Here is an 18,739-nt window from a genome sequence, read left to right as displayed (position 1 = left end):
CCTCCTATCCTTTTACACCGGAAGTTGCCATAGTCTCGATAACATTGCTTTGAGACAGGACAAAAACCGTTATGGGAACGATTAATAGAACCAAGGTAATTGCGGCCGATACACCTGTTCTTGATATCCCACCACTGACTAACTGCTGCAATACATAGGTCACCGGCTTTAATTCTTCACTGTAGATAAATACCCCGCCGGTAGTACCCCACATCTGCTGAAAGGACAGAATAATCAAGGTAATCCAAGCCGGTTTGCAAAGGGGCATAACAACGCTCCAATAAGTCCTGAATTCTCCGGCACCATCGATCTTTGCCGCTTCTAACATCTCATCCGGTATCTGTACCATAAAGTTTTTCATCAGGTACAACCCGAGTGTTGAGCCTACAGCAGGCAGTATGACCGCCCAGTAAGTATCTATCATGCCAAACTTACTCATTATCAGATAATTAGGAATTGCTGTTACCGAAGCATTAAACATCAGGGCATATACAATAACATTGCTCATTATCTTTGATCCTGGAAAGGTGTATTTTGCCAGGGGAAACGCTGCCATAGAGCCAAGCAGTACCGTGCCCCCGGTTCCCAGTCCTGTAATCAAAAGTGTATTAAAGATATACCTTGTCAACGGAACATTGAACTGCTCTATGATAGTTGCCAGATCAAAAAAGTTACTCAGGGTAGGATTATCCACCGTAAGTCTTGGCGGGAAGATAAAAATCTCACTCATAGGTTTAAACGCATTCACTACTACAAACCATAATGGGAAAAGACTGAACAGACCAAAGACGCCAAGTAACAGAGTCAACCCAATGTCACCAAACAAGCTTCTATTTCTTCGTCTTATTTTTCTTGCTCTTATTTTTGATACCAGAAAACGATATATTTTTTTCACATTAACCTCCAATCTGCCGCCTGGCTTAACCCAGCTTACGGAGTAATTTCTGCACAATGATATTACATAACAGCATAATAAAGAATAGAACTACTGCTATGGTACAGGCATAACCAAGCTCATATCTGACATTACCGTAATCATGAAGATGTGTCAGGATGGTATGTCCTGAATATTCAACAGAAGGGAAGCCTGCAAGGTCAATTGATATCTGCGAAACCGAAAGGGAGCTGGTAATCTGCATTACCGCACCAAACATTAACTGAGGCTTCATAGACGGAAGTGTAATATACCAAAGTTCCTGCCAGCGGTTTTTAACCCCTTCAACCGCTGCCGCTTCATACCAGGATTTATCTACATTTTGAAGTCCTGCGATAAAAGCTAAAAAGCTTACGCCAAGACTTAACCAAAGCTGTACTCCTATCAGTATGGGCATTACATATTTTGCTGTGTCAAGCCATAGGATCCTGCTTGAGACAATCCCTAGCTTCATCAGCCATGCATTAGCCCAGCCGTATGTATCGGAGGAAAAAATCAGTTTCCAGATCATGTATGCATTACCAGAGATTGACGGTGCATAAAATACCAGGGTTAAGATGGATCTTGGCAGGGGTGGTAGTTCATTAATCATCCAGGCTACCAGAAAGCACAGCATATAGCTGATTGGTCCGGTAATTAATGCAAACAGCAGGGTGTTTTTCACTGCAATTAAAAAGATATCATCCCTGACCAGCAGATTCACATAATTGGTCAATCCGCTGAAGCTGGGAGCTTCCACCATGTTAAAGGATGTAAAACTTAATATTATTGATATAATAACCGGAATCAGGGTAAAAAACATAAATACAATGGCAAATGGTGCAATCAGCAGATATTTATACTTATGACGCTTCCATATAACAGCAAATGGTTCTTTTTTCGTTTTCAAGGAAATACCTCCTTATTTATTCAGACTGCTTCAGTCTTTATCCATATTACTTTGCAGCCGAGAGCTTAAATTCCTTACGTTTGTTAGTAAGCTCTTTATCAATTGTCTTTAAGTTCAGATACAGGGTCTCTCTTGGATTGGTGTTTTCGGCTAATACTTTATTAAAGGAATATAGTATCATTCGATTGGTCATATAATTTCCTGGTACTGCCGGTATACCTGCAGTATTAGAAAGCTGAGACATAAGTTCTAAAAGTTCTTTATTGCTCCAGGGTAATTGCTTTAATACCTCTGGGTTAGCAGAAGGATATCTTGCTGCGGTACCCATAACAGATTCTACTGTATTGGCATACTTTAGCTGAACATCGGTACTCGTCCACCATTTCACAAAATCCCAGGTCTTTTCCTGATTCTTTGAAGTGCTAAGTATTGCGCTGTTTATAGTTTCGATTACAAACTGATTATCAATGGAGCCATCCTCTTTTTCAACGCCTGGTACCGGTTGGAAAGACCATAACCCTTTGATTTCTGGCGCAAATACTTCCAACTGGCAAAAAGTTGTATATTTCGTTACACCAATGGGCATTTCTCCTGTCCTGAAACGATTGGAGAAATCTGCATCTGCTATAAGCCCATAATTAGTAAAAAAGTCCGTATAGAGCTTAAATGACTGCATGGCCGCATCAGATCCCAATGCATTGGCCATACCATAATCGTTTCCCTTTCCCTGGTATAAATCTCCTCCGTACTGATATACCAGTGAAGGATAGAAGTTAGAGGCTCCTTTTACAGTCGGAAGGTAAAATTCATAATTATTTTTCTTTAAAATCGGAAGCATATTCTTTACTTCTTCCCAGGTTTTAGGTACTTCAAGACCGATTTCCTTTAATATATCATTACGTGTAAACATCATATAAAAATCAGCCTGTTCGGGAATACCATATACGCCGCCTAAATAAGAGGCCGCATCCAACTCACTTTTGTAAAAGGTTTTGGTTGCCGTTTCATAACCGTCAAGCTTTGACAGGTCAATAATTGCGTCACGCATAGCAAAATCCTGCAAGGTGGCCTGTGACAAACCAATTACGGCATCCGGTGCATTACCTGCTAAGGCAGCACGTAAAACTACATCAAGAGGTATTAGCTGAAGATTGACTTTAATACCTGTCTCCGGCGTAAAACTCTCATCAATTAAATTCTGTATAATCTGAGCTTGTTCATGACCAATGGATTGGACGTTGGTTCCGACAGAATTTACCATCCACACCTTAATGGTGGCAGAATCCTTTGAAGCATCCTGACTGACCTGACTGGTTTTAACAAAGAAAGAGGTTAAGAAACGGTAAGCTCCATAATATGCCCCTTCCAGGAAAGTATCACTTGCTCTTGGCAGCTTAGTATCCTCACCGGATACAATAAAGCTGTCCAGTTCCAGCGGCATTTCAGTAATTGTAATGAGCCAGGTACCCAGTGCTGATATATTTTCTTTAAATTGTCCTAATTCTTCTACTACTCGTTCCGGCTCTTTTGACAGTTCCCTGGCCTCAATTGCCATTTTTTGAACCAGACTGGTATTTTCTCCTTTTTCGCCGGTTATTTGCACCAGTTGGTCTACAATGGTCTGTAAACGTTCGCTTTCCTTTGCCATTGTTTCTGAAAATTCAGGGAATTTTTCAGCAATTTGGTAATCAATAAATTTATCCGGTGTTTGTCCGGTAATTTTAATTACTTTTAAATACATCTGATTTAGCTGTGTCATACTGTCTTCCACATCATTGATTACACTGCCAAAATCACCTGCGACACATTCCAGCGTAATAGTGTTTACGCCTTCTTTTAGATGAAATAGATAAGGATTTTTATCCTTGTCTGTTATGGTATAATTTATCATGCCGCTGCTGTACTCAAAATTCAGTGCATTCATCTCGGCATAAGGCAGTTCTCCATTGACTAATAATCTGCGGCAGGAGGTTACTCCTCGTTTCAGACTCTGTCTTCCTTTAAACGTTAATTCATACAACCCTTCCTTTGGTACGGTAATCTCCCAGGTAATTGCATCTCCGGGCTGTTTCCAGTTCGTACCGCCAATGGTATTATAAATTATTTTGTAAGGGTGGTAGGGGGATAACCGGGAATCCGAATAGTTTTTCTGTATATTTATGGAGGCTGAATTCTTTTCTAGCTTTAATGTCCCGCCGCCTGCACGCTCTGCCTGGCAGATAATATTGGCTCCATCAAATACCGGATATTCCTCCCGAAGTTTCGTAATTGCTGTATTATAATCAGTTGCTTTACCTGCCTTTTTAAAAATTATGCTGGTAAATTCAATCGGCTCTTTCACAACCTCAAAGGTTATCGTATTAAGACCCTTTTTCAGATAGAACATATAAGGTTCACCGACACGTCTTTCATAATCTTCAATGAACTGTTTTGTTTCTATGAACTCTTCTATTGTATTCGGTCTGATCTCATTCCCAGCTTTGCTGTTGATCGCTTCATCTTTCCAGAACCGTTTAAACACGACCTGTTCCAAACCGTTATAACAAACTTCTCCATTAATGAACAAACGCCGTTGGATATCTGAGGTGGTTCCAGGCTCTGGGATATATCCAACCTCCAGATTATAAAAACCTTCCTTTTCAACAAGTAAGTCCCAGGTAATAGACCCGGAATCTCCGGTTGATAAACCATTCCCTAATTTCTTTACTGTCATATCCCCGGATGCCGTATAATTATTCAGATCAACTTGCAACGTTGCATCCTCAACAACTCCATCATAACCATTTTGGTTTAGATATTCCTGATAGGAAGTATCGTAAACAACGGCATTGGAAGCGGGAATTGCATATGCTTCCCCTTTAGAATCCTTTCTATTCAAAAACACGGCAATAATAGCAATCACTATGATAAGAACAGTTACTATGAGCGTTATCAAGGATTTCTTTGATTTCATACTGATACCTGTGCCTTTCCAGATAAATTAAAAGCTTATGTCTATATTTTTATATCATAATCATTATTAATATGATGGTTACATGAAATGGGGTTGCTGCAAACTGCTTTATGATTACAACCTAGTAAAACCATATAGGCAATTTACAACAACCTCAGCCAGTTATTTAATTATTATTGTTTTTAACTTTAACCCTGTAATAGTTATGTACAGATTCCACTACTAAGTTAACTAACGCTTCTGCTAAATCACTTCTCTGCCATAGCAAAGTCTCTTACTCTGCTGCAACGGTAACTTTAACTTTAACCTCTGCACTGTTTCCTGCAAAGTCAGCGGCTGTTATAATTACTTCATATTCGCCAGGAGTTGTTGTATCAAGACTTGAGATATCTGCTGTTATATTTTCCTTAATGTCGATGCCATCAACATCTGCGGCACTTTCTATAAAATCATCCTTCCAGTTAATTGCAGATGCATCTTCATCAACTTTAATCGTTCTGTAATCCTTCTTGGTAATAATAACCGGTGCCTTTTTATTGTCCGGATTGAAGATAATAACCTTTGTCTTCATACTGCCTTCATTCTCTGATTTATCAGAAATGATAACCTTTAGGCCTTCATCATAAGTGCCGGTCTTAGCAAAATCAACACTGGAATAATCATATTTTGCTGTTGTTGCATCCAGAATACCATCTACTGCATCCTCACAAGTTACATAGTCTGAGAAGGTAATAGTTGACGGATCTGTTCCCGCAGGGAAAGCAAACGTCTTTGTCTTCTTAATGTCAGGTGCAACATTATCTCTGATATCATCAGTAGCTAAAATTGCTTCCATATCCTTTGCCTGTTTGGTAAATAAATCTTTATTGGCTTTTATTGCAACATCATAGCTTGGAGAACCATCTATTCCATAGAAAGATTTTCCTATTAGGTTCTCCCATATTGATTGATATCCTAATAATCCCGCATAGTTATTTACTTTCAGCTTAACTGAAATATCTGTAAAGGTCTGTAATAGCTCATCGCCAAACTCTTCATTGAAGATATCGTAGCCATAGCCTGTTGCCTTAGCAGAAGCCGCCGCTTCTTTATATTTTGTAACACTGTCAACCCCACCCAGGGTTTTATAATATGTACCATAATATACTTTTAAGAATTCCATGCACAGTTTCGCCTGGTCTTCACTGATTCCTTTTAAGATACCCATACTGTTACCGGTTGATAATACCTGCTGATATGCCGGATCATCTGTTGCCATATCATCTGGTCTTGGCCAGGGCACAATACCAATAGACTCACCGCGGTCCGCTGCCGTTGAGCAAACACCGGAAATCCACCAGTCAGGCATATCTGTAAATACACTTCCACCGTTCTGGAAGTCGGTAGCCTGTTGGCACCAGCGTGGTGTATATTCATCATCGGATAAACCACAATCTTTGTATATGCCTGCATCCATAAGTTCTTTAATATAAGCAACACCTTTAATCGTGCCCTCTGAATCCGCTTCCAAACCATCTGATCCATAAATACCGCCACCGGCTGCAAAGATAGAGGATAGAGTAGCCATTCTATGATCTGATTCATAAGCCTGCACGGTACTGAGCAGACAACCTTCCGGTGCTTTTGTATTAGCATAATAAGCACTGATTTTGTTCAAATAATCTTTAAAGGTACTAAAGGTCCACTTACCTTCATTATATAAACTTGTAGGATAAATGGTCTTTCCATTCGAATCTTTTAAAGAATCTACCTTGCTGATTAAAGTGGCATTAAACATTAACGGCCATCTCGGAATAAAATTCTGTTCTGCTGTTAAAAAATAGTTATGTCCATAAATCTTGTCGTAAAACATCCAGGAGTATTCCGGATCACTAAATAAATCCGCATACTGATCAAGTGGCTGCAAAATATTCTGTCCTAATACGGTGATTTCAGATCCACCCCACATAACTGCAATATCACAAACCGGATTACCTGCCAATACACTAGTAAGCAGTTCGCTGCGTGTATCTGTTGCATACTGTACAAACTGTACCTCTACATTTAACTGTTCCTTAGCAGCTTGAAGAGCCGCCATGGATGCCTGTCTTGAAGCCTCATCCATTGTATACTCACCAGTAGTTGGGTCCTTGTAATTTGGATCGATATCCGGTAACCAGTGTGTCCCCCATCTAATTGTTTTTGTTTCTCCCGATGCAGTTCCTGCTTCTGCAGTTTCCGTAGTTGCTGTTGTTGATGCTGTTACTGCTGTAGGTGTTGTTTCGTCATTCTTATCTGGCTTTTTGGCACATCCTGTAAAGGATGTAACCAGTACACAAAAAATAACCAACAACGATGTGATTCTCTTCAGAATTCTTTTGCTCATAAATCATCCTCCTAATTTTTGTATGTAATCGATTACACTTTAATTCAAAAAAAAACTGTTAATATGACTAATTGCATCCCTTGTGTAATCGGTTCCATATTTATATAATAAGACTTTATGTAATAATTGTCAATCGAAATAATGTGTTTATTATATATTTATCCTTATGTTAAGTATACTATTTTGTTAATTATGTACAATAAAAGACAATATTCTTCTTTTCAATTCATTGACATATATTTCCATGTGTGAGATAATATTTTAGACCTAATATAACTACAATAGTATATCCGGTAATAAATCTTATTAATAAAATCAAACAACTGGTACATACAAAAGAATTAGATCCAAGTAACTCCAAAAGCTTCCATATGCAGAACAGGCTACTCTGTCTGCACATTTTTTCTTGACAGCTTTTTGGAATACTAAATAAAAAAAGGAGTGGTGTATATCTATGAAAAAAGGAACAAACAAATTTTTAAAACGTTTTACAGTTTTGCTAACTGCAACAGCAATAATTGCTGTCTGGCTTCCCGGCTCAAGTTCTTTGATTCGGGCAGCCACCAGCGAAAAAGCCCCTGGCGGAATAGCCACCAAGCAGAATGGTTCGGATAGTCCTGGACCAATGGTTACCAATTTTGGTTCTCCAGTTATCGACGGAAATATCGACGAAGTTTGGAAGCAGGCCGTACCTGTCCTACCTGTTATCAGCTCCGGTATCACAGATACTACCGCCACCATCAAAACCCTATGGGATGACAGGGCTCTGTACATACTGGCAGAGATAAAAGACAGTCACTTGTCTGCCGAAGCCGGTTCCGTCTATGAACGGGATTCCCTTGAAATCTTTCTGGATGAAAATAATGACAAGACAAAAGATTTTGACGTAGATGATCTGCAATTCCGTGTAAATTATAAAAACAAACAGTCCGCAGACCACGGTGATTTAAACCGGTTCTATACCTGTACCAAGGAAGTTAAGGATGGTTATCTTATTGAAGCCAGAATTGCTCTTTTAAAGCCACCAGTTAATAATAAAGTATTGGGCTTTGAAGTACAAATCAATGATGCCAAAGAGGGTAAACGGATTGCTACCCTTAATCTCTTTGATAAAACCGGCAGTGCTTATGCCGATACCGGTCTTTTTGGCAATACTGTTCTGACCGGAAAAAAAGCAGGTACGATTTCTGGTTTAAACCCCTATGATCTGATGAATTTGGTGAAGTATGCAAAAACAATTAAGCTGGAGCGGTACACCAACGGGAAAACAGTAGAAAAACTGGTAAAAAAAGCTGATTTAATTCTTGGAGACAAAAAAGCGAAACAAAAAAAGATTGACCAGATATATTCCGAACTAAATTTGTCTGTAAGAAACTTAAAACACTCCGATCAGGGTTATGAGGATAAAGAATGTCTGCAAGTTCCAACAGAATATAAAACTACCGATGTACATAAGGGTACCATTGAGCGGCTTGATTACTCGACCTATACTTATGATAATGATAATAAAAAACTTGAGAAGTATCTGAATGTATATCTACCATATGGCTATAATGCAAATGATAAGTCCAAAAAATATAATGTACTGTATTTGATTCACGGCATGGGTGAGAATCAAAATACCATCTTTGGAGGTCCGGGAAAGAATACGGAACTGATGAAAATACTGGATAACATGATAGCTGACAATGAACTAGAGCCAATGATTGTTGTTACTCCAACCTGGACCAACGAAGGCAATTCCAATATGTTCGGACTGGTGCAGAATTTCCATAATGAGCTTATTAATGATATATTGCCTCTGGTTGAAACAAAGTATAACACCTATGCTGCCTCCGCCTCCCAAACCGATCTGATTGCTGCCAGATCTCACAGAGCCTTCGGCGGATTCTCCATGGGCTCGGGATGTACCTGGTACAATTATATCTACGGTATTGACTATTTTAAGTATTATATGCCAATCAGTTTATATTGCCTGGCAGATGTAAGTGGTATGGGTTATGAAGGATCCAGTGCAGACCAGATGGCACAGTATTTGGCAAGCATCCCAAAGAAAGCTGGTTATGGACCAAATGATTACAGAATCTTTTGTGCTACGGGAACCGACGATATGGCTTACGGCGGTATGGTAACACAGATTGATTCCATGAAAAAGTTAACGGACAGCTTTATCTATACTGCTGACTTGTCAAAAGGTAATATGTATTTTATGACACTGGAGGATGGTACTCACACCTGGAACTGTGTTAACCGGTATCTGTATAATATGCTGCCGGATTTATTTCAAGATTAATAGACATATCAACTGGAACAACCTCCAATCTAGGCAATACTGATTGGAGGTTGTTTAACATCTTATTCTTCGTTGAAATATGCTAATAATTCCTTGTATCGATCCTGGGCCGAATAGCAAGTATCTAATAAATATCCTCTTTCCTCCGAGAATTGCTTTAAGCCTCTATAATAGAATAATTTATGTTGCTCATCAATAATAAATGGAGTGACTCCATTTTTCAAACACTCTTTAAAAATAATCATGCGTCCAACTCTTCCATTTCCATCTTGAAATGGATGTATGGTTTCAAAGTTATAATGGAATTCAATAATATCCTCAAAGGATGCATACAAAATTTGATTATAATTAATTAGTAATTTTGCCATTTCACCTTTTACCTTTGAAGGTGCTATTGTCTTTTGATCTCCAATCATATTTGGTCTTACTTTATAGTCACCCACATTAAACCATTCTTTTCTACTATCTGATGTATTATTTTTCAAAATTTTATGAAAACTTTTAATAATATCTTCTGATAATTTTTGATCTGCTATATCTAGCATATAGTCAAAACATTGAAAATGATTTATTGTTTCTATAATATCATCAACCGAAGCCGTTTCCTCTTTCTCCGTAACAATTGTATTTGTTTCATAGATATATCTTGTTTGGTCTTCTGACAGTTTACTGCCTTCAATACGATTTGAATTGTAAGCTAATTTAACTTGTGTCTGATGATATAATCCCCCCTTTAACTTCATACCTTTTTCTTCTCTTAGCAAATTAAGCAGATGATTATCAGCAGTTTTACTCATCTCCATAATATCGCCCGGCTGACAATTTAATATTTTACAAATATCTTCTATAATTTTTATAGAGACATTCTCATTCTTTGAAAGTTTTGCCATGGTAGTAGACGACATTCCTATACTCTTTTGTAATTCGGTTTTGGATATATTTTTTTCTGAAAGTAATTGAAATAGCTTTGTATACTGAATCGGCATATATTACACTCCTTTTCATAAGTATATCACATTTCTTTATATTTATAAACATTTTCTTAATTATCTTTATATATATAGTTTTTTATTTCAATTAAGACAACACAAAACCTCCCAAGATTAATCCTGAGAGGTTCTTAATTGTTTTGTAGTCCGGGTGCCTCCAAAGGAAGCACCGATGTTACTCTTTCTATTCGTCTACGCTATAGTTCGGGTGCCTCCAAAGGAAGCACCGATGTTACTCTTTCTATTCGTCTACGCTATAGTTCGGGGCTTCCTTGGTAATATGAATGTCGTGGGGGTGACTTTCTTTTAGGGAAGCTGCGGAAATTTTTACAAATTTGCTGTTTGTTTTCAGCGCTTCAATGGTACCGGTTCCGCAATATCCCATACCGGATCTGAGACCGCCGATTAACTGGAATACCGTATCTTCAACGGTTCCTTTATATGCCACACGGCCTTCTACACCTTCTGGTACTAATTTTTTAGCATTACTCTGGAAATATCTGTCCTTGCTTCCGTTTTCCATGGCAGCTATAGAACCCATTCCACGGTATACTTTATATTTTCTTCCCTGGAACAATTCATATTCTCCGGGACTTTCATCACAGCCTGCAAATATACTACCCATCATACATACGTTAGCACCGGCAGCAATAGCCTTAGTCATATCTCCGGAGTACTTAATACCACCGTCTGCAATAATGGGAATACCATATTTCTTTGCTACGTTATAAGAATCCATAATAGCGGTTATCTGGGGTACACCAATACCTGCTACGACTCTTGTCGTACATATGGAACCAGGTCCGATACCAACCTTAACTGCGCTGACACCGGCTTTAATTAAAGCTTCCGTAGCTTCTCCGGTTGCAACATTACCTGCAATAATCTGCAGTTCGGGATAGGTTTCATGGACCATCTGAACAACTTTAAGAACATTGGCAGAATGTCCATGGGCAGTATCAACTACAATTGCGTCAACCTTGGCATTAACAAGGGCCTCCACACGTTCTAATATATTAGAAGTAACACCAACTGCTGCAGCACATCTTAAACGTCCCTGGGAGTCTTTTGCAGACATTGGATATTTAATCTGCTTTTCAATATCTTTTATGGTAATAAGACCTTTTAAATTACCATCCTTATCAACGATCGGTAATTTTTCTTTCCTTGCGGAAGCTAATATCTTCTTAGCTTCATCTAAGGTGATGCCTTCCTGTGCTGTGATTAAGCCTTCTGAAGTCATACAGTCTTTTATTTTTCTGGAAAAATCGGTTTCAAACTTTAAATCGCGGTTCGTAATAATACCAACCAATTTTTTGCCTTCTGTAATAGGAACTCCTGAAATTCTGTACTTCGCCATTAATTCATTGGCATCATCCAGAGTATGCTCCGGTGATAAATAAAATGGATCTGTGATTACTCCATTCTCTGAACGCTTTACCTTGTCTACCTCATCCGCCTGCTTAGCAATTGACATATTCTTGTGAATAACACCAATACCGCCTTGTCTAGCCATGGCAATTGCCATTCTATGCTCAGTAACTGTGTCCATTCCTGCACTCATCATTGGAATATTTAACTTGATTGACTGTGTCAAATACGTAGATATGTCGACTTCATTCGGTATCACTTCTGAATATGCCGGCACTAACAGGACGTCGTCAAAGGTAATTCCTTCACCGATTATAGTTCCCATTCTAATTATCCTCTCTTTCTTATAGGTTTGCACGTTTTGGGGTTTTATTTTTATTGATTTTTAAAAGTATAACCAATTAAGGTATGCTTGTCAATAACTAATCAATAATTATCTTGTCTTTTGTAAAAAAACATAAAACCACGTCAGTCCGTACCTCGCGTACATCTGTCTTTCTGATTTATTCTAGAATAATGCTCTGGTTATTGACACGATTGAGCCTGAGCGGATTACGCAGTACTTAACCTTCTCTTTACGAAGTGTGCCTTCATTGTAGAGCTTTGGTGTAATAAGACACAATTTCTATAGAAGAATAAAGTGTCAGCAAGCTGACACTTTCGCGTCTGAACAGATTGCACAGCAATAACTTTCTCTCCGCGGAGTAGTCTCCTGCAGATCCTGTCTTTATCCTATAGGATAGTTCAGAGAACTTTCCCTCTTAAAATAATAAATGTCTGATTTGCCAGACTCTTAAGCTGGTAAACTATCATGCAAATGACATAATTCCTGAATACATCATAAACGGCCTGACTGCCAAGAGCTTTTATGTAAGGATTTTTAGAATTTTCCTGTGATATAAAAATAAGGAGAATGAAATCTGTAACCCTTAACTTGTCTTACTGAAAGGAACCGACGATTTAGCCGGAACGCCTTCTGTTTTGACTACAAGGTTTACCTTCTCATTCTCCTAAAAGAATTCTGATAGAAAATTATAATAATTATTATTGTTAAGGCTGCGCTTCACAGCTATTAATACTGGGCAACTTTTCTGGGGCTTTTTTGCTTGATGCAGTTTATCATCTTTTCATTTGGCTCAAACAGTATTTTTGTGGCAGTCTCGCCTTGACGAACTATAATAACATAAGGTTTCGTATCCTTACTTCTGGAGCTGAAATCCTTAACAACGGTCTTAACATAGGTATATCCATCGAGAGCATGTGAACCTTCCGGAGCCATAATCTCAACCTGATCAAAATCAATCTTTAATGCCGTTTTGCGCTTTGCATTACCCATTATCTTATCAAAATCCAGTTGACCGTCGCAAAATACATATTCATATTCCACGCTAAGTCTTGGAAATATATAAACTATGCCCACAATTACTATAGCTGCAACAAACAGTAGTATTGAACTTTGGAACGTAAATAAGAATGCTATTATCGCTACAAAAATTAATAAAAAGCGAATTGCATAGGTTCCGGCGGTCTCCTTCCTTTTTACCCCTGCTTCCGCATATAATTCATTCATTCATCCTACCTCCTGTATATTTCTCTAATTTAAGATTCTTCTAAATAAAAACCGTTTCCCTTCTCAGCAAACATGTCTATCTTCTGACATTATACTAAAATTCAAGCTAAAGTTAAAGCCTATAACTTAAAATAATTCTAATATTTTTCTAAATTATCCCGAATAATTAATGATTATTCACGAAAAAATAAGTTATTACATGCAATTACTTCATTTTACTTCATTTTCAACTAATCCGAAAGATTTTTACTCAGTAAATAGAATTCCCTTCATGAACAAAGAGTCTGGCTCGCCAGACTCTAGCGCTGACGCACTGTCACGACAGTGACAATCTTCCTTAAGTGCGTCATGAGCATCCTGCCTGGAAGGCTTTTTTATTGCATAGACTAACTATGTCAAGTAGTTATTTTATATTAGTTTACTGTTATATAATTGTACCTTGAAAATAGCATGACAAATAAAGCACCTTGAAAGCTGCCTTGAAAAATTGATATGAGAGATAAGAACTACTTTATGTAAGCTTCATGTTTCATTTCCATACAGTAAAGAACTCTGACCAGTTTTTTTGCAACGTGGGAAACTGCAACATTATAAGGTTTTCCTTCTGCCAGTTTTTTCTGTAAGAATAAACTGAAATTAGTATCCCATTTACCAACATTTTTAGCGGCTGTATAAAGTGCGAAACGCAGGTATTTTGAGCCTCTTTTAACCATTTTGGCATGGGTAGACGTATACTGCCCAGATTGATAGATAGATGGCTCCATTCCGGCAAATGCAAGTATTTTTTCGGCATTAGAAAAATCAGAAAAATCACCTATTTCGGCATGAATGATAGCTGCAGTTGTATAAGAAATACCGGGAATCGTTATAAAAGGAGAATCTATATTTTTAACAATCTCTTTTATTCTTTTCTCAATCACTTCGGTTTGTTCCTGCAGCAGAAAAATGCGAGCTAGGGTTTGTTGTAATTCAATGGTCTGTATGCCATCGCAGGTTCCGATTGATTGTTTGGCTGCTTCTTTGATATCAATTGCTTTTTGACGACCATAGTGACCTTTTGAATGTTTTGATAAAAGGTTAGTCAAACGAGTCAGATGAGCCTTTGAAATAGCGTTAGTATTGGTGTATTCACTCATAAGGTGATAAATCGAATTAACCTGTAGTTCATGAACTATTTTCTCTAATTCGGGAAAAATGATATTCATCAACCTAGCGAACGATACTTTGAGCCTGGAGCAATCTTTTACAAGGTTAAAACGATATCTTGTTAGTGACTTTAGTTCTTTTTCATGGTATGATGCAGGTGCATAGGGCGTTAGCTTCTGTGTCATCAGCATTGATACGATTGATTGGGCGTCAGCCTTGTCCGTTTTCGTCTTTCTAAAGCTTAGACTTTTTTTGTATAGACTAGTGTGAAGCGGATTGATAATAAAAATGTGGTAGTTTTTATTAGCGAGGAAATCAGCGATATTGTTGCTATAATGACCAGTTGCTTCCAGCCCTATTTTTATTGTTTCAGGGTTATTGGTGAAGGATTGCATACGTTGAAGCAAAAGAGAAAATCCAATAAGATCATTAGAAATGGTGAAGACAGGGAAAAGAATTTCGCCGTCCGAACTGGTGATAAGACAATCGTGTTTATTCTTTGCGACATCAATGCCTACGTAAATCATAATAATAGCTCCTTTTAGTAGATTGACACTGTTGCTTATTCCACAGAACTGCCTGCTATGTAGCCTCGTGCTAATTAAAACGTCATGCGTTATCTAACTGATCAACATTTAAGCAGGCAACTGTGGTTATAGCCTATGAACAAACGTCTAAGCGTTAGGTAAGTTCGACTAATCCACAGTGCCTATAAACAGTATACACTTACTCAAGAAAAGAGTAAGGAACTAATATCAATTTAACATACGAGGTAAGTTCGAAGAAGTTTCCTATGCAATAAAAAAGTCCCAGGAATTTCATCAGAAACTCTGGGACTTCTTATCATTATCTAATTTGATTTATTTATAAAGGTATTTATTACATCATACCCATTCCGCCTGCACCTGCTGGCATAGCTGGTTCATTGGATTTTATGTTAGCAACAACTGATTCTGTTGTTAATAAAGTAGACGCAACACTGGTAGCATTTTGAAGTGCACTTCTTGTAACCTTAGCAGGATCAAGAATACCAGCTGATACCATATCTACATATTCTTCTTTTAAAGCGTCAAATCCCATTCCAGGATTGTGTTCTTTTACTTTGTTAGTTACTACGGAGCCTTCGAGACCTGCATTAGCAACAATACAGAATAAAGGAGCTTCAAGAGCTTTTAATATAATGTTGGCACCTGTTTTCTCATCGCCTTCTAATTCAGCTGCTAATTTGGCAACTTCCTTGGATGCGTGAATATAAGCAGAACCGCCGCCTGCAACAATACCTTCTTCCACTGCTGCTCTGGTAGCTGCAAGAGCATCTTCCATACGAAGTTTCTTTTCTTTCATTTCGGTTTCGGTAGCAGCACCAACACGGATAACAGCTACGCCGCCTGCAAGTTTAGCAAGTCTTTCCTGTAATTTTTCTTTATCAAATTCAGAAGTAGTTTCTTCAATCTGAGCTTTAATCTGAGAAATTCTTGCAGTGATATCTTTCTTATCGCCTTCACCATCAACGATGATTGTGTTTTCTTTCTGAACTTTAACAGATTTTGCACGTCCTAACTGATCCATTGTAACTTCTTTTAAGTCTAAGCCTAATTCATCAGAAATTACAGTACCACCGGTTAAGATTGCGATATCCTGAAGCATAGCTTTTCTTCTGTCACCATAACCAGGCGCTTTTACAGCTACAACTGTGAAAGTACCTTTTAATTTATTAATGATAATGGTAGTTAAAGCTTCGCCTTCTAAATCTTCTGCAATAATTAATAATCTTGCGCCGGTTTGAACGATCTGCTCTAACACAGGAAGGATTTCCTGGATATTGGAGATTTTTTTATCGGTAATTAAGATGTAAGGATTGTCTAAGTTAGCTTCCATCTTATCCATATCAGTTGCCATGTAAGCGGATACATATCCTCTGTCAAACTGCATACCTTCTACTAAATCAAGTTCTGTTTTCATAGTCTTGGATTCTTCAATGGTAATAACACCGTCATTAGACACTTTTTCCATCGCATCTGCTACCATTTCGCCAACAGAATCATCACCTGCGGAGATGGCTGCTACTCTAGCGATCTGAGCTTTTCCGGTTAATGTAGAGCTCATTTTGCTAATGGCATCAACTGCTACTTCTGTTGCCTTTTGCATACCTTTTCTTAAGATAATAGGGTTAGCGCCTGCTGCCAGATTCTTGATACCTTCATTAATCATAGCCTGAGCTAAAACAGTAGCTGTAGTAGTTCCGTCACCAGCTACATCATTTGTCTTAGTGGCAACTTCTTTTACTAACTGAGCTCCCATGTTTTCAAAAGCATCTTCTAATTCAATTTCTTTAGCGATAGTAACACCATCATTGGTAATTAAAGGAGCACCAAATGATTTATCAAGTACAACATTTCTTCCTTTCGGTCCTAATGTAACTTTAACTGTATTAGCCAGCTGATTAACACCAGATTCCAATGCTGCTCTGGCTTCTGCGCCGTATTTAATTTCCTTTGCCATTATATTTGCCTCCTATAAATGATATTTTAAATTCTTAGTCTTCCACAATAGCTACAATATCGTTCTGTTTCACAACAATGAATTCTTCGTCCCCTAATTTAACTTCAGTTCCGGCATATTTAGAATAGATTACTTTATCTCCTGACTTCACCTGCATGGTAACTTCTTTACCATCAACAACACCGCCAGGACCAACTGCAACAACTTCCGCCTGCTGTGGTTTTTCCTTTGCCTGACCTGGTAAAACGATACCAGATTTTGTTGTTTCTTCAGCGACTAATTGCTTTAAAACTACTTTGTCTCCTAATGGTACTAACTTCATATCATTTTCCTCCTTATAAATAAATTATTTAAGATTAAAAGGCTTATGTTGAAAGACATCCAAATCCGTATGTCCTTGACTTATTATTAGCACTCGCTTAAGTTGAGTGCTAACTGATAAACTATATATTAGTAAATTTACTTTTATTATGCAAATTTACTTCTGTTTAAAAAATAAGCAAAATAGCCTTTAAAATTAACTTTTTTAACGCATAGTCTCTATATCTCTTTTTTTCTCACTTTTTTATAATATCTAAGAAAATCAAGCCAGACTAAACCCTTTCACATCCCTGCTAACCTTCATTCCTAACCTTTTAAACACGATACCTTCCTTCCCATATAAAGACTTATTTAAAACTTACCCCCGAAATCCCCATAATAATTAAACATTCCCATAATTAGTAAAATCATACGTATACTTATGAGAAATGAACATATGATAACGAAATTAATAAGCTATAAATAATAAACCAAATAATTGTACATTATATCACACTTATATCGCAAACTTGACATAGGACCAAACATATCCCAAACATATCGCAAGTATATCCCAATCACACAAACATATCCCAATCATATCACAGATGTATCCCAAACGTAAATCAACTTAAATATTAAACAATACTGAATAATGCTTTTTAATTACAGCTGTATACCTTCTTAACTTTTTATCGACATCCCCATCTAATTTTCCCAAACTAATCCCCAAGCATGCCTATTGAACAAGCAAACTGCTACGAGTCAACTTTGCTACTATCAGCTTATAATATAACATTACACATCTACTTTGATCCATATTAGCTTTGAACAATATCTCTTTTCCCAATTTATCTTTATCCAATATCAGCTTTATTCCATTTACCTTTACTCAAATACTGCTTAACTTAATCATTCACTTTATTCAATGTCAGCTTTACTCCATTTACCTTTACTCAATACTGCTTAACTTAATCATTCACTTTATCCAATATCAGCTTTGCTCTCCAATTACCTTTACTCAAATACTGCTTTACTTAATCATTCGCATTATCCAATATCAGCTTTGCCCAAAAACTTACGATATGCGGGAGTATCCTGTTTTGTATTTTCTGTGAATTGAAAGAATCCCATCGTTTCTTATGATCTGGGAATCGTGCCAATTAAATCAGAGCCAGCTGTTTGACGAATGAGTTAGAATAACTCATGAGGAGTTCTGGCTCTGATTTAATGTTATAAACGATACCCAGAGCATTAGAAACGATAGGGAATCTTTCCCGAACAGAAAATACAAAACAGGATACTCCCGCATATTCACAACCTCCCCGCAAAGCGTCCCTTCCCAAAGCGCCCCCCTTATTCATCAAAGCGCCCCCAAACACCAATTGCGAAGCCCCCCCTCCTATGCTATAATAAATGAAAAACCA

At 37.7% G+C, this 18,739-nt stretch carries 12 protein-coding genes; 1 reads left to right on the top strand and 11 read right to left on the bottom strand.

What is annotated here, in order from left to right; genetic code table 11:
* Positions 1-4 precede the first annotated feature (4 nt).
* The 4 genes from QA584_RS03915 to QA584_RS03900 form a co-directional block, all read right to left on the bottom strand.
* On the bottom strand, positions 5-895 hold the full coding sequence (locus QA584_RS03915; RefSeq protein ID WP_278273197.1) for a carbohydrate ABC transporter permease: 891 nt from the start codon (positions 893-895) through the stop codon (positions 5-7).
* A 25-nt stretch (positions 896-920) separates the two neighbouring features.
* Complete coding sequence (locus QA584_RS03910) at positions 921-1,823, bottom strand: carbohydrate ABC transporter permease (RefSeq protein WP_278273196.1); 903 nt, start codon at positions 1,821-1,823, stop codon at positions 921-923.
* A gap of 46 nt (positions 1,824-1,869) precedes the next feature.
* Positions 1,870-4,776, bottom strand: coding sequence for an extracellular solute-binding protein (locus tag QA584_RS03905; protein ID WP_278273195.1), 2,907 nt, complete (start codon positions 4,774-4,776; stop codon positions 1,870-1,872).
* A 274-nt stretch (positions 4,777-5,050) separates the two neighbouring features.
* Positions 5,051-7,141, bottom strand: a complete 2,091-nt coding sequence (locus QA584_RS03900) for a hypothetical protein (RefSeq protein ID WP_278273194.1) — start codon at positions 7,139-7,141, stop codon at positions 5,051-5,053.
* Between the two features lie 454 nt (positions 7,142-7,595).
* Here QA584_RS03900 and QA584_RS03895 point away from each other — a divergent pair, with 454 nt between their 5' ends.
* Positions 7,596-9,434, top strand: coding sequence for a sugar-binding protein (locus tag QA584_RS03895; protein WP_278273193.1), 1,839 nt, complete (start codon positions 7,596-7,598; stop codon positions 9,432-9,434).
* Between the two features lie 62 nt (positions 9,435-9,496).
* On the opposite strand, the gene QA584_RS03890 is transcribed toward QA584_RS03895, so the two are convergent.
* From QA584_RS03890 to QA584_RS03860, 7 genes are all read right to left on the bottom strand, one after another.
* A complete protein-coding gene (locus tag QA584_RS03890) occupies positions 9,497-10,420 on the bottom strand; it encodes a helix-turn-helix domain-containing protein (RefSeq protein WP_278273192.1) in 924 nt (307 codons plus the stop codon).
* 244 nt (positions 10,421-10,664) lie between these two features.
* The gene (gene guaB, locus QA584_RS03885) at positions 10,665-12,119 is read right to left on the bottom strand and encodes an IMP dehydrogenase (protein WP_278273191.1); all 1,455 of its coding nucleotides are present in this window, start codon (positions 12,117-12,119) and stop codon (positions 10,665-10,667) included.
* 747 nt (positions 12,120-12,866) lie between these two features.
* A complete protein-coding gene (locus QA584_RS03880; RefSeq protein ID WP_278273190.1) occupies positions 12,867-13,364 on the bottom strand; it encodes a DUF6106 family protein in 498 nt (165 codons plus the stop codon).
* A 506-nt stretch (positions 13,365-13,870) separates the two neighbouring features.
* Entirely contained in the window at positions 13,871-15,037 is a 1,167-nt protein-coding gene (locus tag QA584_RS03875; protein WP_278271556.1) for an IS110 family transposase, read from the bottom strand.
* A 352-nt stretch (positions 15,038-15,389) separates the two neighbouring features.
* Complete coding sequence (gene groL, locus QA584_RS03870) at positions 15,390-17,012, bottom strand: chaperonin GroEL (protein WP_278273189.1); 1,623 nt, start codon at positions 17,010-17,012, stop codon at positions 15,390-15,392.
* 34 nt (positions 17,013-17,046) lie between these two features.
* A complete protein-coding gene (locus tag QA584_RS03865; protein WP_278273188.1) occupies positions 17,047-17,334 on the bottom strand; it encodes a co-chaperone GroES in 288 nt (95 codons plus the stop codon).
* Positions 17,335-18,475: 1,141 nt separating this feature from the next.
* Entirely contained in the window at positions 18,476-18,676 is a 201-nt protein-coding gene (locus QA584_RS03860) for a hypothetical protein (RefSeq protein WP_278273187.1), read from the bottom strand.
* Between the last annotated feature and the right edge of the window lie 63 nt (positions 18,677-18,739).

Source organism: Anaerocolumna sp. AGMB13025 (assembly GCF_029689925.1).
In the GTDB taxonomy this organism is placed as follows: Bacteria; Bacillota; Clostridia; order Lachnospirales; family Lachnospiraceae; genus Anaerocolumna.
The sequence above is the reverse complement of the archived record's forward strand: the minus strand, read 5'-3'. Positions and strand labels throughout refer to the sequence as shown.